The sequence below is a fragment of the Pseudomonas sp. RIT778 genome (assembly GCF_019718735.1).
Taxonomy (GTDB): Bacteria; Pseudomonadota; Gammaproteobacteria; order Pseudomonadales; family Pseudomonadaceae; genus Aquipseudomonas; species Aquipseudomonas aphyarum.
In genome coordinates, this window is record NZ_JAIHBA010000007.1 from 1 (window position 1) to 24,535 (window position 24,535).

The following is a 24,535-nucleotide window of genomic DNA, read 5'->3' on the forward strand; positions in this document are numbered from 1 at the left end:
TCATCGCCTTTCTGGGAATGGACTTGAAGGCAAAGGACTCAGGCAAGAAACACAGTCCTCGCCACTTGAGCAAAAAAGGTGACGGGGAATTACGGCGTCTTGCACACAATGCAGCTATGGCAGCTTGTCGATCCCCTGTTTGGAAACCGTTCTATGAATCCTATCTGGCAAGAGGTCTGGCCAGAACCCAGGCCTTGGTCATCCTCGCCCGCAAGCTTTGCCGGGTGGCATTCGCCCTCATGAAAAACCAGAGCGAATACCAACCGAATCTAAGATTGCAGGGTTCCCCTGCAACATAGAATCTCCCACATTTGGAATGCATTTCCCTGTGGGAGCGGCGGTGCGACGATTCGACTTGCCCGCGAAGGCGGCCTCACAAGCACCACAGATCATCAGGCATAAAAAAACCGCCACCGGATTCAACCGGAGGCGGTTTTTTTGTTTCATCAGAATCAGGAATCGCGCCGCAGATCCGGCGGGATCGGCAGGTCGTCCTTGAGCGGTTCCGGGAACTTGCCCTTGCCCGCGCGGTGCTGGCGGATCTGGTAGACGTAGGCCAGGACCTGAGCGACCGCCAGGTACAGGCCGCCGGGGATTTCTTCTTCCAGCTCCGTGGAGTAATAGATCGAACGCGCCAGCGCCGGCGATTCGAGAAGCATGACGTTGTTGGCCACGGCGATTTCGCGAATCTTCAATGCCAAGAAGTCGCTGCCCTTGGCCAGCAGCATCGGCGCCCCGCCCTTCTCGGCGTCGTACTTGAGCGCCACGGCGTAGTGGGTCGGGTTGGTGATGACCACGTCGGCATCCGGAATCGCCGCCATCATCCGGCGTTGCGACATCTCGCGCTGTACCTGGCGAATCCGTTGCTTGACCTCCGGCCGACCTTCCTGGTCCTTGTGCTCGTCGCGCACTTCCTGCTTGGTCATCTTCAGCTTTTTGATGCTCTCCCAGATTTGCACCGGCACATCGACAGCGGCGATGATGATCAATCCGCACGCCAGCCACAGCGAGCTCCAGCCCACCAGTTGCAAGCTGTGAATGATCGCCCGGTCCAGCGGTTCGTGGGCGATGCGCAGCAGGTCGTCGATGTCCGAATTGAGCACCACCAGCGCCACACCCAGCGTGATGAGAAACTTGGCCAGTGCCTTGAGCAGCTCGATCACGGCCTTCATCGAGAACATCCGCTTGAGGCCCGCCGCCGGGTTCATCCGGCTGAATTTGGGTGCCAGCGAACCAGCGGCGAACAGCCACCCACCCAGCGCAATCGGCCCGAGGAAAGCCGCCACCAACAGGGTGATCATGATCGGCTGAATCGCCAGCAATGCCTGCAACCCGGAGTTCATCAGGAACGTCGCCATGGAGCGCTCGTCCATGATCACTTCGCGCGACAGCGTGAAGTTCTGGCGCATCAGTTCCATCAAATCCTGCGCCAGCATCCCGCCAAAGACCAACAGCGCACCGGCACCGGCCATCATCACCGCCAGCGTGTTGAGCTCCTTGGAGCGCGCAATCTCACCCTTTTCCCGGGAGTCCTTCTTGCGTTTCTCCGTGGGGTCTTCTGTTTTGTCCTGACCGCTTTCGCTCTCAGCCATGACTCAGCGCGCCTGTGCCAGTTCGCGTAAAAACTGCAAGGCCTCGGTGGCCAGCGGTTGATACTGATTGAGAATGTCCGCCAGCCCGACCCAGACGATGAACAGGCCGAGTACGAGGGTCAGCGGAAAGCCGATGGAGAAAATGTTGAGCTGTGGCGCAGCGCGGGTCATCACGCCAAACGCGATGTTGACTACAAGCAGTGCGGTAACCGCCGGCAGTACCAGCAACAACGCGGCGCCCAGCACCCAGCCGAGTTTGCCCGCCAGTTCCCAGTAATGCGTGGTCATCAGCCCGCCGCCGACCGGCAGCGTGGTGAAGCTCTCGGTGAGCACTTCGAAGACCACCAGGTGCCCGTTCATCGACAGGAACAGCAAGGTCACCAGCATCGTGAAGAACTGCCCGATCACCGCCACCGACACACCGTTGGTAGGGTCGATCATCGATGCGAAGCCCATGCCCATCTGGATCGCGACGATCTGCCCCGCCACCACGAAGGCCTGAAAGAACAATTGCAGAGAGAAGCCCAGCACCGCACCGACCAGAATCTGCTCGGCGATCAGCAGCAAACCGCTGAGATCCAGCGGGCTGACCGCCGGCATTGCCGGCAGGTTGGGCGTGATCACCACAGTGATCGCGAAGGCGAAGTAAAGACGGATCCGCCGGGGCACCAGCGTGGTTCCGAAGACCGGCATCACCATCAACATCGAGGCGACGCGAAACATCGGCAGCATGAACGACGCCACCCAGGTACTGATCTGGGTATCGGTCAGCTGAAGCAGCGATTGCATGGCTTAGCCGATGACCATCGGAATGTTTTTGTACAACTGCGTGATGTATTCCATGAACGTCTGCACCAGCCATGGGCCGGCGACGATCAGCGTTACCAGCATCACCAGCAGACGCGGCAGGAAGCTCAGGGTCTGTTCGTTGATCTGGGTGGCGGCCTGGAACATCGACACCAGCAGGCCCACCAGCAGACTCGGCACCACCAGGATCGCCACCATCATGGTGGTCAGCCACAGGGCTTCGCGAAAGATGTCGACCGCTACTTCTGGCGTCATGGCGATACACCTCCGAAACTGCTGGCCAGGGTGCCGATGATCAGCGCCCAGCCATCCACCAGCACGAACAGCATGATTTTGAACGGCAGGGAAATGATCAGCGGCGACAGCATCATCATACCCATCGCCATCAGCACGCTCGCGACCACCAGGTCGATGATCAGGAACGGAATGAAGATCATGAAGCCGATCTGGAACGCGGTCTTCAGCTCAGACGTCACGAAGGCCGGCACCAGAATCGTCAGCGGCGCAGCATCCGGCGTCGCGATGTCGGTACGCTTGGACAGGCGCATGAACAGCTCCAGATCGCTGGAGCGGGTCTGGGCGAGCATGAAGTCCTTGATCGGCACCTGAGCCTTTTCCACCGCCTGCTGAGCCGTCAGCTTTTCCGCGAGGTACGGCTGCAAGGCATCGTTGTTCACGCGATCGAACACTGGCGCCATGATGAACAGCGTCAGAAACAGCGCCATGCCGGTGAGGATCTGGTTCGACGGCGTCTGCTGCAAGCCCAGGGCCTGACGCAGGATCGAGAAGACGATGATGATCCGGGTGAAACTGGTCATCAGGATGACGGCGGCCGGAATGAAGCTCAGCGCCGTCATGATCAGCAGGATCTGCAGGCTGACCGAGTACTCCTGCGCACCCTCGGCGTTGGTGCCCAGAGTGATCGCCGGGATCGACAACGGATCGGCGGCGAATGCCAGCGGCGCGGCCAACATCAAGGCCAGGGTCAAGACGATGCGCAACGCACCCATTACTTCTTATCCTTCTGATCCTTGCCGAGGATCTTCAACAGATGCTGGGCAAATTCCGGAGTCGCTTTGTCGGCGGTGCTCGGCACCTCGACCGGCTCTTTGAGCACGTGCAACGCAGTGATGGTTCCGGGGCTGAGGCCGAGCAGGATCTGCTCGTTGCCGACCTGCACCAGCATCAGACGGTCACGCGGCCCGAGCGCGCGGGAACCGATCAGCTCGATCACCTGGCCCTTGCCGGCGGGACCTGCCTGCTGCACCCGGCGCAACAGCCAGGCGAGGAAGAAGATCAGGCCCAGCACCAGCAACAGGCCCAACACCAGTTGCGTCAGCTGACCCGCCACGCCGCTGTTGACGGCCGGCGCAGCCGCCGCTGCCGTAGTCGCCACCGGCTCGGCCGCCAGCACGCTGAACGGCAACGCCAGCGCCAGACCGAACAAAGCCCCCAGAACCTTTTTCACTCAGCGCAGCTTCTTGATGCGTTCGCTCGGGCTGATCACGTCAGTCAGACGGATGCCGAACTTTTCGTTGACCACAACCACTTCGCCGTGGGCGATCAGGGTGCCGTTGACCAGCACATCCAGCGGCTCGCCGGCCAGACGATCGAGCTCGATCACCGAACCCTGGTTGAGTTGCAGCAGGTTGCGGATGTTGATGTCGGTGCTGCCCACTTCCATCGAGATCGATACCGGGATGTCGAGGATCACGTCCAGGTTAGGACCGTCAAGGGTCACTGGGTCGTTGTTCTTCGGCACGCTGCCGAACTCTTCCATCGGCAGACGGTTGGAGCTCGAAGCACCTGCATCGGCGGCCAGCAGCGCGTCGATGTCGGCCTGCCCGGCTTCACCGGTTTCTTCCAGGGCGGCAGCCCATTCATCGGCCAGTGCCTGATCGTCCTGGGTGTTCATATCGTCGTTCATCATTTGTCCTCGGCGGGCAAAAAACCGGTAAAAGAATCAGGGAGTGAGGGCGCCGCTTCAGCGGCGCTCGATCGGCTCGATAACCTGCAACGCAAGGTTGCCTTTGTGCGAGCCCATCTTGACCTTGAAGGCCGGCACGCCGTTGGCGCGCATGATCATGTCTTCCGGCATCTCCACCGGAATCACGTCACCCGGCTGCATGTGCAGGATGTCGCGCAGTTTCAACTGGCGGCGCGCCACGGTGGCACCGATCGGCACGTCGACGTCGAGCACGTCCTGGCGCAGGGCGTTGACCCAGCGCTCGTCCTGGTCGTCGAGGTCCGACTGGAAACCGGCGTCGAGCATTTCGCGCACCGGCTCGATCATCGAGTACGGCATGGTCACGTGCAGGTCGCCGCCACCGCCGTCGAGTTCGATGTGGAACGTGGAGACCACGATCGCTTCGCTCGGGCCGACGATGTTGGCCATGGCCGGGTTCACTTCCGAGTTGATGTACTCGAAGTTGACTTCCATGATCGCCTGCCAGGCTTCTTTCAAATCGACGAACGCCTGCTCCAGCACCATGCGCACCACGCGAAGTTCGGTCGGGGTGAATTCACGCCCTTCGATCTTGGCGTGACGGCCGTCGCCGCCGAAGAAGTTGTCCACCAGTTTGAACACCAGTTTGGCGTCGAGGATGAACAGCGCGGTGCCACGCAGGGGTTTGATCTTGACCAGGTTGAGGCTGGTCGGCACGTACAGCGAATGTACGTATTCGCCGAACTTCATCACCTGTACGCCACCGACGGCAACGTCCGCCGAGCGGCGCAGCATGTTGAACATGCTGATGCGGGTGTAGCGGGCAAAACGCTCGTTGATCATTTCCAGAGTCGGCATGCGTCCACGGACGATGCGATCCTGGCTGGTCAGGTCGTAGCTTTTGACACTGCCGGGTTCGGCAGCGTTATCGGTCTGTACCAGACCATCGTCGACGCCATGCAACAGCGCGTCGATTTCATCCTGGGACAGCAGATCCTGCACGGCCATGTCGTGTTCCTACTGCAGTACGAAATTAGTGAAAAGCAACTGTTCGATCACCACTTTGCCCAGCTCTTTCTGCGCCACTTCCTGGACGCTGGCTGTGGCCTTCTGGCGCAACATCTCTTGACCGACCGGAGTCGCCAGCGTGGCGAAATCCTGACCGGAGAAGAGCATCACCAGGTTGTTGCGGATCACCGGCATGTGCACTTTGAGCGCTTCCAGATCGGCCTGATTGCGCGCCAGCATGGTGATGCTCACCTGCATGTAGCGCTGACGGCCGTTCTGGTTGTAGTTGGCCACGAAGGCCGGCGCCATCGGCTCGAAAATCGCCGGTTGCTTGCCGACCGGAGCCGCTTCGGCCGCCGCCGCAGGCTTGCTCTGGGCACTGTGCATGAAGAACCAGGTCGCCCCCACAGATGCGCCGATGGCCAGCAGCAACCCGAGCACGATCGCAATGATCATCTTGAGTTTGCCTTTGGTTGCGGGGTCTTTTACTGCTGCAGCTTCGCTCTTCGCCATGCCAATAATCCGTCACTAATCGGGTTTTCACAGTCGCACGGCAAGGCAAGAGCAAGTGTTATGCCAGAAGTGTCGGAGCATCGTGGAGAGCACCACAAACCAATGTGGGAGCGGGCTTGCTCGCGAATGCGGTTCAACATTCAACAGATGTGTTGTTTGTCTTACCGATTTCGCGAGCAAGCCCGCTCCCACAGGAGTACAGCGTAGTGTCAGGCGTAGTAGTCGACGGCGCTGGAGCCGATGCGCCGATGGCCAGCAGCAACCCGAGCACGATCGCAATGATCATCTTGAGTTTGCCTTTGGTTGCGGGGTCTTTTACTGCTGCAGCTTCGCTCTTCGCCATGCCAATAATCCGTCACTAATCGGGTTTTCACAGTCGCACGGCAAGGCAAGAGCAAGTGTTATGCCAGAAGTGTCGGAGCATCGTGGAGAGCACCACAAACCAATGTGGGAGCGGGCTTGCTCGCGAATGCGGTTCAACATTCAACAGATGTGTTGTTTGTCTTACCGATTTCGCGAGCAAGCCCGCTCCCACAGGAGTACAGCGTAGTGTCAGGCGTAGTAGTCGACGGCGCTGGAGCCGATCACGTGAGTGGCCGTGGCCGCCGCTTCAGCCACGGCGGCCGGCGTCAACTCTTCTTCGGCCGAATCCAGGCGACCGCCGGCTGCACTGGTGCGACCGCCCTGCCCCTGTTGCGCCTGTTCCTGGCCCTGACCCTGACCCTGCCAGCCACGGTTCTGGTCGGACACGTTGACGTCGACCTGCCCCATGCCTTGCTGGTTGAACATGTCGCGCAGGCGGTGCATCTGACCGTCGAGGGCTTCACGCACGCTCGGATGCGCGCTCATGAAGGTCACCTGGGTCTGCTGGTCCGGGACCATGTTCACCCGGATATCCAGACGCCCCAGCTCGGCCGGTTGCAACTGGATGTCAGCCGCCTTCAGGTTGTTGCTCGACAGGTACATGACCCGGTTGACCACTTCTTCGGTCCAGCCGTTCTGGTGCATGGCAATCGGCTGGTTCACTGGTACCGCGTTGGCGGTTTTCGGCGTGGCAGCCTGGGTCAGCGCCGCCAGACGGTTGGCGAAATCATCCACGCGGGTGTCGCTGGTGGCGGTCTTCAGGTCTTTCAGGCCGTCATCGATCAGACCGCTGAACGCCTTCTCACCGCCCTGACTGGTGCTGTCCTTGTCAGCCTGCACGTCGAGCATGCTGGCCATGCCGGCGGCGAAGTTCTGCGCCGAGGTCAATTCGCCGTCAGCCTGAGTCTGGGCCGGGGTGGCTTTGGGCTGGGACTGGCTGGAAGCGGAAATGTGGCCACTCTGCTCCATGGCCATGCGCACGGCAGGCAGCGAATCCAGCGGATCCGCCTCGGGGTCGAAAGCCGGATCAGTGGCCGGCGCCGGATCCTTGACCATACCCGGCAATGCCGCCACGGCAGGTTTGTCGGTTTCAGGTTTCGCGGTGGTATCGACCACGGGTGTAGCCACCACTGGCGCAGCAACGACGGGTTCTACCGCTGCCACCAGCGCCGGGTCTACCGGCGCCGTGTCGACAACCGGAGTCGGCACGGTTTCAGCCGTTTCGTCATCGGTAGTAGTCTTGTCGTCCGTTGCCGCCGTCGCCGGTTTGTCGGCGGGCAAGGCTTTGCCGCTATCGGCAACCGCCGGCTCCGGGGCGGCAGACTGATCCTTGCCCACGTCTTTCTTGCCGCTGTTGTCGGCGACCTTGTCACGGGCAGGTTTTGCCGAATTATCGACGGTCACCGAGGGCTTGTTCGGGCCTTGATCGGCGAACACCTGAGCGAAGCTGGAGGCCTTGTCCCCGGGCTCTGCGGCCACTGCCGATGATTTGGCCGAGGCAGCTTGCGCCTTGGCCTGGGCGGCGGTCTGAAGAAGAATGTTGGGGCTTGCAGGCATGGCACGGTCTCCGCTGCACTGGGATCGTAGGTACAGTTGAGATAGATGACTGCAAGTGCCGGGCCAGTTTCGTCAGAATTCCGACAAAACCGCCCGGCGGCAGAATCAGTGGGTCAGCGAGCGCTGCCGCTCGGCGACATAGACGGGCCGCACATCGGCGAATTCGCTATGGATGTCGGCGACCAGTTTGATGATTTCAGAAGGGCTTTTGTCTTTGGCATGCTGTTCCAGCTCCTGGCACAACACCGCGAGACGGGTCGCGCCCATGTTGCTGCTGCTGCCCTTGAAGCTGTGCGCTACGGAAGACAATGCGTCGGCATCGGCAGTCTGCTGCAACTCCCGCAGGCGATTTTCGGAATCGGCGAGGAACGTATCCAGCAGTTCCGGATAGCTGTCTTCCATCACTTCCCGCAGCGCGCTTAGCGCCTCGTGGTCCACATGTGTATCAGCCACTTGTTCACTCCTTGATCAAGAATGCGCGGATTATGCCAGAGCCTCCCAGAAAAACTCCACGCGAGCACTGCGACCATCGTCTGACCAACTGGCATTACGCGCCAATTGGCGGATCAGGCTGACACCGCGCCCCGACAGACGGACACCGTCGAGCGGCCGCTCCATCACGCGCGAAACATCAAACCCCTGGCCGCTGTCTTCGACCCGCACCACCAGACAACCGCCCTCGCCTTCCGGCCGCACTTGCAAATGCACGCGCACGTAACCGTCCTGCAAGGCCTCGAGACGCGCATTGCGCTGCTCGTAATAACGGGCGAAACCCGACGCATCGCGCTTGAGGCTCGAATCCAGTCCCAGCACGCCATGCTCCAGCGCGTTGGAATAAAGCTCGGCCAGCACGCTGTACAGTGCACCACTCTGCGCCCGCAAGCCATGCACCTCAAGCAGCAACTGCAACAGATAAGGCAACGGGTTGAAGCGCTTGAGCGTGGCACCGCGAAATTCGAAGCTCACCGACCAGTCCAGCGGACAGGACTGGCCACTGTCGGAATACACCGGCGCCGATGGATTGACCTGCGCCATCTCCAGCAGGCTGACTTCGACCATGCTCACATCGTCCCGGGCCTCACCGCGAAAGTCCTGCAACGCCTGCTCGATGTCCTCGAACAGCCGATCCGGCTGGCGATTGGCGGCGAACACCTTGTGCAAGCGCTCGACACCGAACAGCTGATCGTTGGCATCGCAGGTGTCGATGACCCCGTCCGAGAGCAGGAACACCCGATCGCCCACCGCCATCGAGTGAACCTCGGTGCGGTCATCGAAGGTCTGCGGGCTGAGCACCCCCAGCGGCAGCTGGCGTGCCGCCAGCGGTGTGCGCTCCCCGGTGGCGAGGCAATGCAGATAACCGTCGGGCATGCCGCCGTTCCAGACTTCCACCGAGCGTCGCTGAAAACTCAGGCACAACAGCGTCGCGCAGCAGAACATGTCCACCGGCAGGATGCGCTTGAGCTTGGCGTTCATTTCCCGCAGGGTTTCGGCCAGACCGTAACCCTTGGCGGTCATGCCATAGAACACCTCGGCCAGCGGCATGGCGCCGACCGCCGCCGGCAATCCATGACCGGTGAAGTCACCGAGCAACACATGCATGTCGCCGGCCGGGGTGTACGCGGCCAACAGCAAGTCGCCATTGAACAGCGCATAGGGTGATTGCAGGTAACGGATGTTCGGCGCGCTCAGGCAGCCGGAATGCGCGACCTTGTCGAACACGGCCTTGGCGACCCGTTGTTCGTTGAGAAGATACTCGTGGTGTTTGGCAATCAGGTCACGCTGCTGAAGAACCGTGGCCTGTAAACGTCGCAAGCGATCCATCGCCTTGATTTTGGCGGCGAGGATCACCTGGTTGTAAGGCTTCGCCAGAAAGTCGTCACCGCCGGCCTCAAGGCAACGGGCCAGGGCTTCACTTTCCGTCAGCGACGTGAGGAAGATGATCGGCACCAGGTTTTCACCCGCCAGCTTCTTGATCTGGCGTGCGGCTTCGAACCCGTCCATCACCGGCATCATGGCATCCATCAGCACCAGATGCGGCTTTTGCCGGATAAATGCCTCGACCGCCTCCGCACCGTGGGTGGCCGTCAGCACTTCATGCCCCTGACGACGGACGATGGTCGACAACAACAGCCGGTCAGCGGCGCTGTCTTCGGCAATCAGGATCGTCAGCGGCTCTTGCGGCTGCATGGCCGTCAACTGATGTCGAACAGTTTGTCGAAGTTGGAGATGGCGAGGATTTTCTTCACGTCGGAGCTGCTGTTGACCACGCGGATTTCCGAATCGTCACCGCCGACATGATCACGCAGCAGAAGCAGCATGCCGAGCGCCGAACTGTCGAGATAGGTCGCCTCCTTGAGGTCGACAATCACCGATTCGGGCTGCTCTTTTTCGTAGGATTGGCGAAATTCCTGATGCTTGGCGAAATCGAATCGCCCCTTGACCGAAATCGTCAGTTTTTTCTTGTCCGGAGAGACTTCTGTAACGACTGACATGTACTGGCTTCCTTGTCATTGACGAACTTGTACAAGGTTTAGCACTTGGAGGGGCCATGGGCAAGGCGCGATGGCGTCGGGATCTGTGCGAGATCTGCCCGTCAAAACGCCTCGTGGCGCGGCAAACGCTGAGACAACTCGTCCAGCAGCTTCTGTTCGCGCTTGTCTTCGGCGCGCTGCGCTTCATCCAGATAACGTTGTACAAGCTTGCGCAGACCTTCGACCCGGGCGAATGCCTGCTGCCAGGCATCGCGGGCCTTGTCCAGATTGTTCTGGTGCCATTGCAGACTTTGACGCTGTTGATCGACAGCGGTGTCGAGCTGCGCCAGAAAGCCCTGAAAACCCAGCAACCATTGCCCGGAAACGCCCGTGCTGCCGCGTACGATCCACTGCTCGGAGTAATCCAGACGAAAGGCATGCAAGTCGGCGAGTTTGCTCTCGGCCACTTTCACCTGACCCTGAAAGTAACCCAGGCGTTGCACGGCGGTTTTCTCGGCCTTCTCGGCCATGTCCACCACCGGCGCCAGACGCGCGGCTCGACTCAGGGCCATGACCGGTTACCCGCCGGCCGCCGGGGCGAAAATCGTGCCGAGATACGCTTCGCTTTCACCCAGGCTGATGTTGTCGTTGAGGCCCTGACGCAGATACCTGACCAACTGCGGCTGCAGGTTGATGGCAAGGTCAGTCTCGCGATCACCGCCAGCGACATAGGCGCCGACGCTGATCAGGTCACGGCTCTGTTGGTAGCGTGACCACAGCTGCTTGAAGTATTGCGCACGCTGCATGTGTTCCGGCGACACCACCGCCGGCATCACCCGGCTGATCGAGGCTTCGATATCGATGGCCGGGTAATGACCTTCCTCGGCCAGCCGCCGGGACAATACGATGTGCCCGTCGAGCACACCCCGCGCCGAGTCAGCAATCGGATCCTGCTGGTCATCACCTTCGGACAGTACGGTGTAAAACGCGGTGATCGAACCCCCGCCCTTCTCCGCATTACCGGCGCGCTCCACCAGTTTCGGCAGTTTGGCGAATACCGACGGCGGATAACCTTTGGTCGCCGGCGGCTCGCCGATGGCCAGGGCGATTTCCCGCTGGGCCTGGGCGAAACGGGTCAGCGAATCCATCAGCAACAGGACATTCTTGCCCTTGTCGCGGAAATACTCGGCGATCCGCGTGCAGTACATCGCCGCGCGCAGACGCATCAGCGGCGCATCGTCCGCAGGCGACGCCACCACCACGGAACGCTTGAGGCCTTCTTCACCGAGGATGTGCTCGATAAACTCTTTAACTTCTCGACCCCGCTCACCGATCAGGCCAACGACAATGATGTCGGCCTCCGTGAAGCGGGTCATCATGCCGAGCAACACCGACTTACCGACACCGGTACCGGCGAACAGACCCAGACGCTGACCACGTCCGACCGTCAACAAACCGTTGATGCAACGGATGCCGACGTCCAGCGGCACGCTGATCGGGTCACGGTTGAGCGGGTTGATCGTCGGGCCATCCATCGGCACCCAGTCTTCGGCTTTCATGCCGCCCTTGCCGTCCAGCGCACGTCCGGCGCCGTCCAGCACGCGACCAAGCATGCTCATGCCCATCGGCAGGCGACCGGTGTCGGCCAGCGGCACCACGCGGGCGCCCGGGGCAATGCCGGCCACGCTGCCGACCGGCATCAGGAACACTTTGCTGCCGGAGAAGCCCATGACTTCGGCTTCAACCTGGGACGGGTGATAGGTGTCGTCGTTGATCACCATGCAGCGGGTGCCCATGGCGGCGCGCAGGCCTTCGGCTTCAAGCGTCAGGCCGACCATGCGCAGCAGGCGCCCTTCGAGAATCGGCGCACCGGCGATTTCGGTGGCCTCGGCGTAGGTGCTCAGGCGCTTGGCGAAGCTGGTGCGTTCAAGGCGCATCGGGGGCGTCCGCGAGCGGCTCTTCTGCGACCGGGGCCGGTTTTGGCGACTCCGGTAAGTCGAGGCTCAGGTCCGGCGCGGCCGGGTGCAAGGCCTGTTCGTGCAACTGGTCGAACAGCTTGGCCATGACCTGGCTGACGCGGGTTTCGATGCTGGCGTCGATCCGGCTGTGGTCGGTCTCGACCCGGCAACCGCCCGGCAACAGGGATTCGTCCTCGACGATGCGCCAGGTTTCCTCATGACGTTCGCGCAGGGCTTTGACCTGTTCGAAATCCTGTGGATTGACGTACAGCCGCACATTGCCCACGCCCAGCGGCAACAGCTTGAGGGCGTCGCGCATGACGTGTTCGATCTGCGTCGAGTCGATGGCCAGCTCGCGCTGAATCACCTGTTTGGCGATGTGCTGCACGAGGTCGACCAGCGACTTTTCGATCTGGGTGTCTTGCTCGGCGATGGGCTCGAACAGGTGGCCCATCAGTTGCTCAAGGCTGTCGACCTTGGCCGTCAGGACCACTTCGGCTTCCTGGCGCACCTTGAGGGTGGCGCTGTGGAAGCCTTCCTTTTCGCCGATGGCGAAGCCTTCGTTGTAGGCCTCCTGACGGATGCTTTCGAGTTCTTCCAGAGTCAGTGGCTGGACTTCCTCCAGCGGCACTTCTTCCATTTCCGGCGGTTCAGGCTCCGGTTCCGGCTCGGGTTCCGGTGCCGGCGGATCGAAGCTCGGGATTGCCCAGGTTTCGAAACCGCGGACGTCCCGGGCACGGATCAGGTCCGTCACATCGTCGTCATGCTTGTCCATGGGCTTAGATCATTTCCTCGCCGCCCTTGCCACCGAGCACGATTTCTCCGGCTTCGGCCATACGGCGGGCGATGGTGAGGATTTCCTTCTGCGCGGTCTCCACGTCGCTGACGCGCACCGGGCCCTTGGCCTCGAGGTCGTCGCGCAGCAGTTCGGCGGCACGCTTGGACATGTTCTTGAAGATCTTTTCCTTGACGCCTTCGTCCGAACCCTTGAGGGCCAGCACCAGCACATCGGAGGACACTTCGCGCAACAGCGCCTGGATCCCGCGGTCGTCGACATCGGCCAGGTTGTTGAACACGAACATGAGGTCTTCGATCTGACCGGACAGGTCTTCGTCGACTTCGCGGATCGAGTCCATGAGCTGGCCTTCGATCGAGCTGTCGAGGAAGTTCATGATGTCCGCCGCCCGCTTGATGCCACCCAGGGTGGTGCGCGAGGCGTTCGAGTTGCCGGAGAACTGCTTCTCGAGGATCTGGTTCAATTCTTTCAGCGCGGCCGGCTGCACGGTGTTCAACGACGAGACGCGCAGGATGATGTCCAGACGCACCTTGTGGTCGAAGTTGCCCAGCACTTCACCGGCCTGATCCGGATCGAGGTACGCCACCACGATCGCCTGGATCTGCGGGTGTTCGTAACGGATCACGTCGGCAACGGCGCGCGGCTCCATCCATTTCAGGCTGTCGAGGCCGCTGGTGTTGCCGCCCAGCAGAATGCGGTCGATCAGGCCGTTGGCTTTGTCTTCACCCAGGGCCTGGGTGAGCATTTTGCGCACGTAGTCGTCGGAGCCGACGCCCAGGCTGGTCTGGTCGCCGACGATGTCGACGAACTCGCTCATGACCTGTTCGACCTGCTCACGGTGGACGTTGCCCATCTGGGCCATGGCCACGCCGACTCGCTGAACCTCTTTGGGGCCCATGTGGCGCAGCACTTGTGCGGCATCGGTCGAACCCAGGGACAGCAGCAGAATCGCGGCTTTATCGACCCGGGACAGTTTGGCGACGGCGGCTCGGTTATCACTCATCTGCGTTAATCCACTCTTTCACGACCTGGGCCACACGACCCGGGTCTTCTGCCACCAGACTCTTGATTGCGTTCAACTGAGCGTCATAACCCTCGCTCGGGCTCGGCAGCAGGATGCTGGTCGGGCCGCCGAGGCTGACGCGATCGTTGGACAGTTCACCGTCCAGACCGCCCATGCCACCGAGTTCCATGTCGCCGCCCAGACCGGCCAGCTCCTTGCTTTTGCCGCCACCGGTGATGTTGTTGAGCACCGGACGCAGCACGCCGAACACCAGCACCAGGATGAACAGCACACCCAGCACTTGTTTGACGATGTCCCAGAACCATGGCTGGGAGTAGAACGGAATGTCGGCGATCACTTCGCCGCGCTCGGCGGAGAACGGCATGTTGATCACGCTGACGCTGTCGCCACGGCTGGCGTCGAAGCCGACGGCGTCCTGTACCAGACGAGTGAAGCGCGCCAATTCGTCGGCGCTCCACGGTGCACGGGTGGTTTCGCCGTTGGCCGGGTTGATCTTGACCTGATCGTCCACCACCACCGACACCGACAGGCGATTCAGGCGACCCTGCTGCTGTTTGGTGTGGCTGATAGAACGGTCGAGTTCGAAGTTCTTGGTGGATTGTTGACGCTTGTCCGCCGGGTACGGCGCGAGCATCGGCTGGCCGGTGGCCGGGTCCATGATCTGCTGACCGTTGGCATCAACCAGTGGCTGGCCAGGCTGCACCATGCTCGCCGGGGCGGCTGCGCCACCGGTGGTTTGCGGCGCCGAAGCCGGCGACGGTGGCTGGTTGCTCAGGGCACCCGGCACACCTTGCGGGCCATTGCTGGCGGTGCGTTGTTCGTTGACCGACTGTTCGCTGCGCAGCGCCGGTTGATCCGGGTTGAACTGTTCGGCGGTCGATTCGACGGCACTGAAATCGACGTCGGCCGATACTTCAGCCTTGTAACGGTCGTTGCCCAGTACCGGTTGCAGAATGTTGTGCACGCGCTGGGTGAGCATGCTTTCCATGCGGCGGCTGTAGTCGAACTGCTTGCCGGCCATGGTCATTTCGGAGTTTTCCGCCTGATCCGACAGCAGGTTGCCCTTCTGGTCGACGACGGTGATCTGCGATTTGCTCAGCTCGGGAACGGAGGTTGCCACCAGATTGATAATGGCAACGACCTGGCCTGGCTCCAGCGAACGACCGGAGTACAGCTCGACCAGTACCGAAGCGCTTGGCTTGCGTTCGTCACGCACGAACACCGAACTTTTCGGGATCGCCAGGTGAACGCGCGCGCCCTTGACGTTGTTCAGGCTGGAAATGGTGCGGGCCAGTTCGCCTTCGAGACCGCGACGATAACGGGTCGCTTCCATGAACTGGCTGGTGCCCAGACCCTGTTCCTTGTCGAGGATTTCAAAACCGATGTTGCCGTCGCTGGGAGTGACACCAGCGGCCGCGAGCTTGAGCCGCGCACGGGACAGGTCATCGGCCTTGACCAGCAAGGCGCCGGAATTCGGTTCGACGGTGTAGGGAATGTCGGCGGAGGCCAGGGTGTCCATGACCTGCTTGGCGTCCATACCGGCAAGGCTGCCGTACAGAGGCCGGTAGTCCGGTTGCTGCGACCACAGCACCACGGCAAAGCCAATCGCCACGCTCGCGGCCAGGCCGACCAACAGGCCCACCTGACGCAGCACGGTCATCTCGGAGAGGTTTTCCAGGAAGGACAGGCCGAACAGCGGCGGTTTGCCGTCTATCGGGGTGGCCTTGGCCGGAACGTTATCGGCGACTGCTTCTGCCATGACTCAATCTCGTCCTTAAACCGGCATCTGCATGATGTCTTGATAAGCCTGAACCAGCTTGTTGCGCACCTGGGTCAAGGCCTGGAACGACACGCTGGCTTTTTGCGAGGCAATCATCACGTCCGTCAGATCGACGCCGCTCTTGCCGATTTCAAATGCGTTGGCCAACTGAGTCGACGCCTGCTGGGTATCACTGACTTTGTTGATGGCCTGACCGAGCATGTCGGAAAAGCTGCTGCCTGCCACTTCAGGGGCAGCGGCAATCGATTTCGGCTTCGACATGGCGTCCATTTGCATGGCCTTCATGTCCATCATCAACCGATTAAATTCAATACCTTGGCTCATGGTCTACTCTCTTGGGCGGCCCGCAATTTTTTGACACTCACTCGGCGGGTACTCAGGTGTTAGCAACAACGGTGCCAGCTCGTGGGCACCGCTTTCAGAAAAGCCGTTTCAAACGTTTGCGCCACCCGTCAGGTGGCGAACAGGTAGCCTTCGACATCCATGCCCGCATCGCGCATTTGCGCCAGTTTGTAACGCAGGGTGCGCGGGCTGATGCCGAGTTTTTCCGCGGCTTCCTTGCGTCGGCCGCGCTCGGTACGCAGGGTGTCGATGATCATCTGGAACTCGCGGCGACGCAGGTCATCGCCCAGCGCACCGGCCGAATCCGCCTCGATCTCGACTTCACGAATGACCGGCGTAACCGGCACTGCCGCCGGCAATGGAGCAAACAGCGCAGGCCCGGAGAGACAGAAATCCTGCGGCTGGATCAACCCGCCCTGCTGCAGAATCAAGGCCCGCTGGACCGCGTTATCCAGCTCGCGCACGTTGCCCGGCCACGGATAAGCGATCAGGCACGCTTGCGCCTCGGGCGAAAACTTCGCCATCGCATGCTTCATTTTATTGACGTGTTTGGCCAACAGACGCTCGGCCAGCGGCAGGATATCGGCGGTGCGCTCGCGCAACGGACGCCAGGCCAGCGGAAAGACCGACAGACGATAATAGAGGTCCTCACGGAACCGCCCTGCCGCCACTTCACCGGCCAGGTCGCGGTTGGTGGTCGCCACCACGCGAATATCGAGAGTGATCGGCTTGCGGGCGCCGACCCGTTCCACTTCCCGCTCCTGCAACACCCGCAGCAACTTGGCTTGCAGGCCGAGGGGCATTTCGGAAATTTCGTCGAGCAGAATGGTGCCGCCGTCCGCCTGTTCGAACTTGCCGGCCTGGGCCGCGATGGCGCCGGTGAACGAGCCCTTTTCGTGACCGAACAGGGTGGCTTCGAGCATGTTGTCCGGGATCGCCGCACAGTTGATCGCAATGAACGGCTGACTGGCGCGATGGGATTGCTGGTGGATGTAGCGCGCCAGCACTTCCTTGCCGGTGCCGGACTCGCCGGAAATCAGCACGGTGGAATCGCTGCGCGCGACCCGCGCCGCCAGATCCAGCAATTGAGCACTGGCAGGTTCGACCGCGACCGGCCCTTCGGCGTCACTGGCGCCAAGGCTGCCCAAGGCGTGACGCGCTACCAGATCCAGCAGAGCCTTGGGCTCGAACGGCTTGACCAGATAATCCGCCGCGCCCTGGCGCATCGCATCGACCGCGCGCTCGACCGCGCCATGGGCGGTCATCAGCAGCACCGGCAATTGCGGTTGCCCCGCGCGCAGCAGGCCGAGCAATTGATGGCCGTCCATGCCCGGCATGTTGACGTCGCTGACCACCAGACTGAACGCTTCGCGCTCGACGGCGTTCAGCGCCTCTTCGGCCGAACCCACCGCGTGATAGTCGTGACCGGCCAGCAACAGCGTATCGGCCAGCGCTTCGCGCAACGAGCGGTCATCCTCGACCAGCAGAACCTTGATGCCCATGACCTTCACTCAGCTCCCTGTACAGCAGAAAACAACGGCAGGATGACCTGCGCGCACGTACCGCGCCCGACCCGCGAACGCAGCTGCAATTCTCCCTGATGCGCACGTGCCACGGCCTTGACCACGGTCAGGCCCAGGCCGGTCCCGGTAACTTTGGTGGTGAAAAACGGCTCGCCCAGCCGCGCCAGCACCGCCGCATCAATACCGCTGCCGCTGTCACTGACACACAAACGCAGGGTGTTGTCGCGGGTATAGCAATGCACCTTCAGACGCACCTCGCCGGCACTCGCCTGAATGGCGTTTTCAATCAGATTGAGCAGCGCCCCGACCAGCGTGTCGCGATTGCACAGCAACTCGCCGACATGGCTGTCGCACTGCCAGCGGATCGGCAGATCCTGCACATGGGTCAGCGCCGCGGCCTGCAACGACTGCATCAAGGCATTCGGCGTGACACGATCGGTCAGCGGCAGCTCGCCGCGGGCGAACACCAGCATGTCGCGCACCTGATGCTCGAGCTCGTGCAGGCGCTCCTTGAGACGACCGGCGAAACGCTGCTGGGTCGCGACCGGCAGTTCCTGCTCGGTCAAATGACTGGCGTACAGCAACGCGGCGGACAACGGTGTGCGGATCTGATGAGCCAGCGACGCGACCATCCGCCCCAGGGACGACAGGCGCTCGTGGCGCGCCAGCTGATCCTGCAAGTGACGGGTTTCAGTCAGGTCGTTGAGCAGCACCAACTGCCCCGGCTCGGCATCCAGCGAGCGGGTGGCAATCGACAGGCGTCGACCGTTCTTCAAGGAAATTTCGTGGCCGTCGTCTTCACGGGGTGCGAAGCAACGGGCGATGACATGGCGCCACAGCTCGCCTTCCAGCGGCAGGCCGAGCAATTCGATGGCGGCCGGATTGGCCTCGCACACAATGCCGTGACCGTCGATGACGATGACGCCGCCGGGCAACAGATCCAGGAGGTTTTGCAGACGGTTGGCCAGGCGTTCTTTTTCCGCCAGTTCCTGCATGCGCTGGGCACTGACCACGGCAAGCTCGCCCTTGAGCTCGGTGACCCGGGCTTCGAGCATGCTGTAGGAGTCGGTCAACTGGCTGGACATCTGATTGAACAGGGCGAATGCCTGCTCAAGCCCCTGGCGGCTCGCCTGCTCAACGGACGGCAGTTGCCCCGAGGACTCGGGAACAGAAGACATCTGGGAGGCTTGGGGCATTGTGCTCTCTCGCTTGGCTGACCGTCAGTTAAACGGAACGTTGCGAGGGATGTAGCAATACCCGTGCCTAAAAAAAACCGCTTATAAATGAAGCAGTTGAAAAACAGGCGTCAATCATCCGCCTGTTCATCTCCTTCACGACGGCTCATGCCGTACTTGCGCATCTTCTCCACCAGCGTGGTGCGGCGAATGCGCAGGCGTTCGGCGGCACGGGCCACGATGCCGTTGGCGTCGTCCAGCGCCTGCTGGATCAAGCCCTGCTCCAGACCACCGAGGTAGTCTTTAAGATCCAGACCTTCCGGCGGCAGCATGGCGTTGGCGGTGAAGTCCGGCGTGTGGCCGTTGATTGCCACGCGCTCTTCCAGATCGCTGCGCAGGCTGTCGACCATTTGCTCGTCTTCGTCGTCGACGTAGCGGAATTTCTTCGGCAGCTCGACCACGCCGATCACCCCGTACGGATGCATGATCGCCATGCGCTCCACCAGGTTGGCCAGCTCGCGGACGTTGCCCGGCCAGCCGTGGCGGCACAGGGACATGATCGCGGCGGAGTTGAAGCGGATCGAACCGCGCTTCTCGTGCTCCATGCGCGAGATCAGCTCGTTCATCAGCAGCGGAATGTCTTCGACGCGCTCACGCAGCGGCGCCATCTCGATCGGGAACACGTTCAGGCGATAGTAGAGGTCTTCGCGGAAGGTGCCGATCTCGATCATGCTTTCGAGATTCTTGTGGGTCGCCGCGATGATGCGTACGTCGACGCTCTGGGTCTTGTTGCTGCCCACGCGCTCGAAGGTGCGCTCCTGCAGCACGCGCAGCAGCTTGACCTGCATCGGCAGCGGCATGTCGCCAATTTCGTCGAGGAACAGCGTACCGCCGTTGGCCAGCTCGAAGCGGCCGGCACGGCTGGTGATCGCGCCGGTGAAGGCACCCTTCTCGTGGCCGAACAGTTCGCTTTCCAGCAACTCGGCCGGGATCGCCCCACAGTTGACCGGCACGAACGGCGCGTCGCGACGCTTGGAATGGTAATGCAGGTTGCGCGCAACCACCTCCTTGCCGGTCCCGGACTCGCCGAGGATCAGCACGCTGGCGTCGGTGTCGGCCACTTGCTGCATCATCTGACGCACGTGCTGGATCGCACGGCTGGTGCCGACGAGACTGCGGAACAGGTTGGGTTCGCGATGACGGCCGCGCTCGCGGGCCTGGTCGTACATTTCGCGATAGACCTGGGCACGGTGCAGGGAGTCGAGCAGCTTGCTGTAGCTCGGCGGCATTTCGAGAGTCGAAAGTACCCGGCGGCGTTGGTCTTCGGGCAAGTCCACCGAAGAATTATCGCCCATCAGCAAAACTGGAAGGAACTCATCCCAGGTTGAGAGTGTCTTTAACAGGCCCAAAAGCGCACCAGGAGCATTGACCGTCCCGATCAGTACGCAAATGACCTCACGACTAGACGACAAAGAGCCGACTGCCTGCTGCCAGTCATGGCTTCCGCAGGGTAAATTTTCTTCGCCAAGAAAATTTAAGATCACCGCCAGGTCGCGGCGGCGGACGCTATCGTCATCGATCAGCAGAATTTTGGTTTCACGCCACATGCAATAGCAACTTCCCTAGTCAACTCAATGCCCAAAATGAGGGGCAAGCGAGACGCTTGCAGGACACCTTGTGCCTGTAGACGCCTGAAATCTGAAAACAGCCACTAGTTAAGTCAAAAAACCGTGCACAGTCAAATTTATGGCGCACATGTCTGGATTAACTGAGGGTTAATTAACCAAACAGATGGTAAACCTTTGCCGCGTTCTGCGCTTGGGTGATCTGCGACATCTCGTCGACTATCGCCTGACGCTCACCCATGGCGACTTCAAGCAGCTGCTTGTAGACATGCAGCAACTCCTCAAGGTTATCGCGCAACGCGACCTCGTCCACCGAAGCTTCACTCAAGACATCTTCCATGCAGGAACGGCAATCGAGATCCAGTTGACCGATCGCCTCCCAGTTACGCTCGGCCAGGGCGCCGACCAACGCTGCTCGGGTTTCTTCGATTCGCTGCAATACAAGACTCATGGTGATCTCCTCAGAACTGCGGAGCGGGCGCAGGCGCGATCGCATCCCAGCCTTCTTTGACGGTGCTCAGCAAGCCGGCAACCTCATCAAGAATGCGCGGATCGCTACTGATGTTCGCCTCCGCGAGACGCTTCATCATGTAGATATAAAGACCGTCCAGATCAGCCAGCGTATCCGCGGAATTTTCCAGATCCAGACCTTCGCGCAGTCCGCTGACGATGCCGATGGCCTTGCTGATCGACGTGCACTTGCCAGGAATGTCCTTGCGCTCGATCGCACCTTTGGCCTGGGCGATACGGTCCAGGCCGCCTTCCATCAACATTTGCACCAGGCGATGAGGGCTCGCTTCAGACGTCTGAGCGTGCGCACCTACTTTCTGGTATTGCCGAAGGGCTAACATCGGATTCATGTTCTACCTCATTTGCCACAATGACTCGTATGAACAGTGTATCGCCAGCGAGTCGAAAAACTTTAGACCATAAGACAAAAACCCGGCGCACGCTCGAAAGCGTAGCCGGGTTTTTGTCGCTCTTGCATGTTACTTCGCAGATTGCTGAGCGTTCAGCGAGCTGAAGAACGAAGTAATGTTGCTCGCTGTGGCCTTCATTTGTCCTACCAGCAGGTCCATGGCGTTGTATTTTGCAGTCAACGTCTTGGTCATGCCGGCAACGCGTATATCCAGTGCCGTTTGCTGGGCGGTAAGGCTACGCGTATTGCCGTTCAGGATCGTCAGACGCTGATCCAGCAAACCGGTGGTGGTCTTGCCATCGGCCGAAGCCTTGAGGTAAGGATCCACCGCCTTGCTCATGCGCGCCAACAGACCATTGGTGTCGTTGGTCCCGGTGAACATCTCCTGAACCTTGCCGCTCATGCCTGGCGTGGACATGGCCTTGTTGAACGCGGCCGTGTCGAACGTCAGGTTACCGGTATTGCGGTCGGTCATGACACCCAGCTGCGACAGATAGGCCATCGGGCTGCCAGCGGTAGCACTCGGGGCCGTGATTTGCCCACGGATATCGGCAACCAGCGAACGCGCCAGGGAGTCACCGGTGAACGCCGCCTGAACGGTCAGCTTGCCATCTTCGTCCGGCGTTGCCTTGGACAACGTATCAATGGTGTTTTTCAAGGTGTTGTATGCATCGACGAACGCCTGAACCGACGTCTGCAAACCCTTGGTGTTACCGTCGACAGTCACCGTGACAGGTGTCGGAGGCGTACCCGGGCTGACGGTTACCAGGTTCATCGTCAGACCACTGATGGCGCCGGTGACCGTGTTGCTCTTGCTGGTCACTGCCAAGCCGTCGATGGTCAGAGACGCATCCTGAGCGAGGCCGTTGACCGCGCCGGAAGCACCGGCCGCCGGGCTGGTGCCCATTTCCTGTGTGCCGTCGATTTCCAGGCCGGCAATGCCGCTGACCTTCATATCGGAGCCTGCGCCAGTCTTGCTCGAACTGATCACCAGACGCGAAGCGCCCGAGCTGTCGGTCACAATGTTGGCGGAAATGCCGTTGACGCCCTGAGCCGTGTTGATGGCGTCACGAGTGCTCTGCAAAGTGGCATTGGCCGGGATCGTGACATTGTAATCAGTGCCATTCTGACTGATTTTCAGGGTACCACTCGGAATGGCACTGGCAGCACCGCCGGCAAAGGATGCACTGGCTATTTTCGAACCGGTGGCCAGTTTATTCACAACAACACTGTAAGTACCCGAGACCGCGGTGTTATCCGCAGAGACCCCTAGAACGCCCGGAGTGCCCGAAGTCGCCGTGTAACCGGCAAACGCTGGATTGGTCTTGCTGCCCAGGTTGGTCATCGCCGTCTGGAATGCGGTCAGCGCACTCTTCAACGTGCCGATACCGGAAATCTTCAGCGTGTTGGTTTTAGTCGCATTATCGATCTGCGTCTGTTTCGGCGTCTTGTCGGCATTGACCAGCGCAGTAACGATCGCACCGATGTCCAGGCCGGAACCCAGGCCCGAACCCGGTAAAATTGGACTTGCCATGTGCATCTCCCTTGGGGTTATTGCCAGTCTTTTGACCAATGCCTGCGTCTAAAGAACTTCAAACACTATTCATGCCAGCTATCAGACTTTGGCGTCGAACAACACGTGACTCGCGTTGGCGAGGCTGTCTGCCAGCTTGAGGGCTTCTGCGGAGGGGATCTGTCGTACGACCTCGCCCGTCTCGCTCGCGATCACCTTGACGATGACCTTGCCGGAATGCTCGTCGATCGAGAATTCCAGATTGCGCTTGATCGACTGAACGAACTTCTCGATCTCCTGCACCGCCAGCTTCAGCTTGGTTTCATCTGCTTCCTGGCTCTTTTTCGAGGCAGGAACAGCATCAACGGTCTGAGGCTTGGTTTCCGACGGCTTGTCGGTAACGGTATTGGCTGGCTTGGGAGCCGGATAAGACACGTTAAGCTTGACGCTCATGTCCATGCTCATCACCTCATAACGTAAAAAGCGAGAGAGCACGCAAGCGCACTCCCCCGCTAAAACTCATTCCGAAATTACTGAAGCAGCTTCAGTACAGCGGAAGGCAGTTGGTTGGCTTGAGCCAGAACAGAGGTCGAAGCCTGTTGCAGGGTTTGCTGCTTGGTCAGGTTAGCAGTCTCTGCGGCGAAGTCGGTATCTTGTACGCGACCTTGTGCAGCAGTGGTGTTTTCGTTGATGTTCTGCAAGTTCTGGATGGTGCTGTTCAGACGGTTTTGCGAAGCACCCAGGCTGGCACGAGTTGCACCGATTGCAGCGATAGCGGCGTCGATTGCAGTGATCGCGTTGTCGATGTTCGAAGCGGCGGCAGCCGAAGTAGCACCGGTCAGAACAACAGTACCGCTACCTACCGACAGACTGGCGGCGTCGAACTTGGAGCTCAGTACCAGGTCGATGTGGTTAGCCGAACCGGTGTTTGCGCCAACTTGCAGAGTCACAGTACCAGCCGAACCGTCCAGCAGGTTTTTGCCGTTCAGGTTGGTCGAAGCCGAGATACGGGTGATCTCGTCGGACATCTGAGCGAATTCAGCGTTGGTAGCGGTCTGGTCAGCAGTGCCGTTGGTACCGTTACGTGCTTTAACAGCCAGTTCACGCATACGCTGCAGAATGTCGGTAGTAGCCTGCAGAGCGCCTTCAGCGGTCTGGGCAACGGAGATACCGTCGTTGGCGTTCTGGATTGCCTGGGTGTTACCGCGGATCTGGGAAGACATACGGTTGGAGATCTGCAGGCCAGCGGCGTCGTCTTTAGCGCTGTTGATTTTCAGGCCGGAAGACAGGCGCTGCATCGAAGTCGACAGAGCGTCGGAAGCGCGGTTCAGGTTTTTCTGAACGTTCAACGACGTGGTGTTGGTGTTTACTGTTAAAGCCATGACGAATTCCTCGTTGGTTGGGTACTGCGGCTTCCGGCCCTGGCAACCGCCGGGTATGGCCTAGAGAACCTTCGTAATAGTTATCGTCGGGTTTGCAGGTTGCTTGAGGGCTTTTTTGAAAAATTTTGCCATCACCCTGCCACCCCCTAGAAAACAAAGACTTAGCAGCACTTCACCTTCTAAAAAATGACGTCATAAAACCGTCCGTGGCGCAAAGCTGCGGGCCAGCGCCTTCGACCGTC

The 24,535-nt window shown here is 60.6% G+C and carries 27 protein-coding genes and 1 pseudogene; 1 reads left to right on the plus strand and 27 read right to left on the minus strand.

Annotation, left to right across the window (positions count from 1 at the left end):
- Window positions 1–299: transposase (locus K5E37_RS05455; protein ID WP_221533336.1), on the plus strand; the 299-nt coding region annotated here is incomplete at its 5' end.
- Between the two features lie 153 nt (window positions 300–452).
- Here K5E37_RS05455 and flhB read toward each other — a convergent pair.
- From flhB to K5E37_RS05590, 27 genes and pseudogenes are all read right to left on the minus strand, one after another.
- Window positions 453–1,592, minus strand: coding sequence for a flagellar biosynthesis protein FlhB (gene flhB, locus K5E37_RS05460; RefSeq protein WP_085605797.1), 1,140 nt, complete (start codon window positions 1,590–1,592; stop codon window positions 453–455).
- A 3-nt stretch (window positions 1,593–1,595) separates the two neighbouring features.
- Entirely contained in the window at window positions 1,596–2,381 is a 786-nt protein-coding gene (gene fliR, locus K5E37_RS05465) for a flagellar biosynthetic protein FliR (protein ID WP_127797304.1), read from the minus strand.
- A 3-nt stretch (window positions 2,382–2,384) separates the two neighbouring features.
- A complete protein-coding gene (fliQ, locus tag K5E37_RS05470; RefSeq protein ID WP_007951951.1) occupies window positions 2,385–2,654 on the minus strand; it encodes a flagellar biosynthesis protein FliQ in 270 nt (89 codons plus the stop codon).
- Window positions 2,651–3,409 carry a flagellar type III secretion system pore protein FliP gene (gene fliP / locus K5E37_RS05475; RefSeq protein WP_039765605.1) on the minus strand — a complete coding sequence of 253 codons (759 nt, stop codon included), beginning with the start codon at window positions 3,407–3,409 and terminating at the stop codon, window positions 2,651–2,653. Before fliP ends, fliQ begins: the two co-directional genes overlap by 4 nt.
- The gene (fliO, locus tag K5E37_RS05480) at window positions 3,409–3,867 is read right to left on the minus strand and encodes a flagellar biosynthetic protein FliO (RefSeq protein ID WP_007951949.1); all 459 of its coding nucleotides are present in this window, start codon (window positions 3,865–3,867) and stop codon (window positions 3,409–3,411) included. The genes fliP and fliO overlap by 1 nt, the downstream gene beginning before the upstream one ends.
- Window positions 3,868–4,326, minus strand: coding sequence for a flagellar motor switch protein FliN (gene fliN, locus K5E37_RS05485; RefSeq protein WP_007951948.1), 459 nt, complete (start codon window positions 4,324–4,326; stop codon window positions 3,868–3,870).
- A 57-nt stretch (window positions 4,327–4,383) separates the two neighbouring features.
- On the minus strand, window positions 4,384–5,352 hold the full coding sequence (gene fliM / locus K5E37_RS05490) for a flagellar motor switch protein FliM (RefSeq protein WP_003222890.1): 969 nt from the start codon (window positions 5,350–5,352) through the stop codon (window positions 4,384–4,386).
- A 9-nt stretch (window positions 5,353–5,361) separates the two neighbouring features.
- Window positions 5,362–5,865 carry a flagellar basal body-associated protein FliL gene (fliL, locus tag K5E37_RS05495; RefSeq protein ID WP_221533337.1) on the minus strand — a complete coding sequence of 168 codons (504 nt, stop codon included), beginning with the start codon at window positions 5,863–5,865 and terminating at the stop codon, window positions 5,362–5,364.
- A 229-nt stretch (window positions 5,866–6,094) separates the two neighbouring features.
- Window positions 6,095–6,208 (minus strand): annotated as a pseudogene (locus K5E37_RS05500) (flagellar basal body-associated protein FliL); the annotation flags it as partial.
- A gap of 209 nt (window positions 6,209–6,417) precedes the next feature.
- Window positions 6,418–7,785, minus strand: coding sequence for a flagellar hook-length control protein FliK (locus K5E37_RS05505; RefSeq protein ID WP_221533338.1), 1,368 nt, complete (start codon window positions 7,783–7,785; stop codon window positions 6,418–6,420).
- A gap of 105 nt (window positions 7,786–7,890) precedes the next feature.
- On the minus strand, window positions 7,891–8,238 hold the full coding sequence (locus tag K5E37_RS05510; RefSeq protein WP_007951942.1) for an Hpt domain-containing protein: 348 nt from the start codon (window positions 8,236–8,238) through the stop codon (window positions 7,891–7,893).
- Between the two features lie 30 nt (window positions 8,239–8,268).
- Window positions 8,269–9,972 carry a fused response regulator/phosphatase gene (locus K5E37_RS05515; protein WP_221533339.1) on the minus strand — a complete coding sequence of 568 codons (1,704 nt, stop codon included), beginning with the start codon at window positions 9,970–9,972 and terminating at the stop codon, window positions 8,269–8,271.
- A gap of 5 nt (window positions 9,973–9,977) precedes the next feature.
- Window positions 9,978–10,277, minus strand: a complete 300-nt coding sequence (locus tag K5E37_RS05520) for an STAS domain-containing protein (RefSeq protein ID WP_007951938.1) — start codon at window positions 10,275–10,277, stop codon at window positions 9,978–9,980.
- A gap of 101 nt (window positions 10,278–10,378) precedes the next feature.
- Window positions 10,379–10,828 carry a flagellar export protein FliJ gene (gene fliJ, locus K5E37_RS05525; protein ID WP_007951935.1) on the minus strand — a complete coding sequence of 150 codons (450 nt, stop codon included), beginning with the start codon at window positions 10,826–10,828 and terminating at the stop codon, window positions 10,379–10,381.
- A gap of 6 nt (window positions 10,829–10,834) precedes the next feature.
- A complete protein-coding gene (gene fliI, locus K5E37_RS05530; protein ID WP_085605786.1) occupies window positions 10,835–12,193 on the minus strand; it encodes a flagellar protein export ATPase FliI in 1,359 nt (452 codons plus the stop codon).
- Entirely contained in the window at window positions 12,183–12,989 is an 807-nt protein-coding gene (gene fliH, locus K5E37_RS05535; protein ID WP_221533340.1) for a flagellar assembly protein FliH, read from the minus strand. Before fliH ends, fliI begins: the two co-directional genes overlap by 11 nt.
- 4 nt (window positions 12,990–12,993) lie before the next feature.
- Complete coding sequence (gene fliG, locus K5E37_RS05540) at window positions 12,994–14,013, minus strand: flagellar motor switch protein FliG (RefSeq protein WP_007958288.1); 1,020 nt, start codon at window positions 14,011–14,013, stop codon at window positions 12,994–12,996.
- Window positions 14,006–15,793: a flagellar basal-body MS-ring/collar protein FliF gene (fliF, locus tag K5E37_RS05545; RefSeq protein WP_007958290.1), complete on the minus strand. Its 1,788-nt coding sequence runs from the start codon at window positions 15,791–15,793 to the stop codon at window positions 14,006–14,008. Before fliF ends, fliG begins: the two co-directional genes overlap by 8 nt.
- A gap of 15 nt (window positions 15,794–15,808) precedes the next feature.
- Window positions 15,809–16,138, minus strand: a complete 330-nt coding sequence (gene fliE, locus K5E37_RS05550; RefSeq protein WP_007958292.1) for a flagellar hook-basal body complex protein FliE — start codon at window positions 16,136–16,138, stop codon at window positions 15,809–15,811.
- A gap of 128 nt (window positions 16,139–16,266) precedes the next feature.
- A complete protein-coding gene (locus K5E37_RS05555; protein ID WP_221533341.1) occupies window positions 16,267–17,658 on the minus strand; it encodes a sigma-54 dependent transcriptional regulator in 1,392 nt (463 codons plus the stop codon).
- A gap of 5 nt (window positions 17,659–17,663) precedes the next feature.
- Window positions 17,664–18,875 (minus strand): ATP-binding protein, encoded by a 1,212-nt coding sequence (locus K5E37_RS05560; protein WP_085683002.1) that lies wholly within the window; start codon window positions 18,873–18,875, stop codon window positions 17,664–17,666.
- 110 nt (window positions 18,876–18,985) lie between these two features.
- Window positions 18,986–20,461 carry a sigma-54 dependent transcriptional regulator gene (locus K5E37_RS05565; RefSeq protein ID WP_003222863.1) on the minus strand — a complete coding sequence of 492 codons (1,476 nt, stop codon included), beginning with the start codon at window positions 20,459–20,461 and terminating at the stop codon, window positions 18,986–18,988.
- A 172-nt stretch (window positions 20,462–20,633) separates the two neighbouring features.
- Window positions 20,634–20,930 carry a hypothetical protein gene (locus K5E37_RS05570; protein WP_007958300.1) on the minus strand — a complete coding sequence of 99 codons (297 nt, stop codon included), beginning with the start codon at window positions 20,928–20,930 and terminating at the stop codon, window positions 20,634–20,636.
- Window positions 20,931–20,940: 10 nt separating this feature from the next.
- Window positions 20,941–21,339 carry a flagellar export chaperone FliS gene (fliS, locus tag K5E37_RS05575; RefSeq protein ID WP_085605778.1) on the minus strand — a complete coding sequence of 133 codons (399 nt, stop codon included), beginning with the start codon at window positions 21,337–21,339 and terminating at the stop codon, window positions 20,941–20,943.
- 129 nt (window positions 21,340–21,468) lie between these two features.
- Entirely contained in the window at window positions 21,469–22,932 is a 1,464-nt protein-coding gene (fliD, locus tag K5E37_RS05580) for a flagellar filament capping protein FliD (RefSeq protein ID WP_085605776.1), read from the minus strand.
- Window positions 22,933–23,013: 81 nt separating this feature from the next.
- A complete protein-coding gene (locus tag K5E37_RS05585) occupies window positions 23,014–23,370 on the minus strand; it encodes a flagellar protein FlaG (RefSeq protein WP_085605774.1) in 357 nt (118 codons plus the stop codon).
- A 71-nt stretch (window positions 23,371–23,441) separates the two neighbouring features.
- Window positions 23,442–24,293, minus strand: a complete 852-nt coding sequence (locus tag K5E37_RS05590; RefSeq protein ID WP_085605772.1) for a flagellin domain-containing protein — start codon at window positions 24,291–24,293, stop codon at window positions 23,442–23,444.
- Window positions 24,294–24,535: the final 242 nt, after the last annotated feature.